We start from the raw sequence: 727 nt of genomic DNA on the forward strand, positions 1-727 counted from the left end.
GTCGCGGCGTCGACCACCGGGCCGCCCGCGGCGCCGCCGCCGACCCGCAGCGCGTCCGCACCGGCCGTGCCGACCGCCAGCTCCACGGCGTGGTCCAGGAGGTGGAGACCGTCGGTCGCGGTGTACGTCACGGACGTCTGTCCGAGCACCCGCGCCTCGCGCCATCCGCCCGCCGGGATCCGCACGTACGCCCCCTGTTCCGGCGGCGGCAGGGCGGCGACCGCGAGCGGCGCAACGTCGAGCCCGTCGGTCCGTACGAGCGCGAGGTCGGCGCCGGGCAGCGGCACGACGCCGTCGGCGGACACGAGGCAGGTGCCGCCGTCAGGCGCGTGCACCACCACATGCCCGAGTCCGTCCACCGCCTCGTGGCTGGTGACGACGGTGCCCCGGTCGTCCGCCACGAACCCGGCCCCGCGCGGCCGCCCGGCCAGATCGCTGATCCTTACCAGCGGCGGATCCACCATGCCGCGACCTCCCCGCCGCTCTCCGCCCCTCGTCTTCCCCACGTTCCCCACGCCCTGTGCCATGCCCCCTGCGGACGACGGTAGGCGCGCGGTGATCAGCCGGGCAGCTCCCGAGGCGAACGCGCCCCCTTCCGCTCCCCCGATTCACTCCGAGCGCCTGCCCGATGGGGTGAAGTGAACGGGCGTGGCGGACAGACACGAAGGGGGGAGAAAAGAGGGGGAACATGGGGCGGCGGCCCCCGGGTGTCCGGAGGCCGCCGCCC

The 727-nt window shown here is 76.1% G+C and carries 1 protein-coding gene; it reads right to left on the reverse strand.

What is annotated here, in order from left to right:
* Positions 1-464: trypsin-like peptidase domain-containing protein (locus OFY01_RS18320; RefSeq protein WP_323135528.1), on the reverse strand; the 464-nt coding region annotated here is incomplete at its 3' end.
* Positions 465-727: the final 263 nt, after the last annotated feature.

The sequence above is a fragment of the Streptomyces beihaiensis genome (assembly GCF_026274175.1).
GTDB classification, from domain to species: domain Bacteria; phylum Actinomycetota; class Actinomycetes; order Streptomycetales; family Streptomycetaceae; genus Streptomyces; species Streptomyces beihaiensis.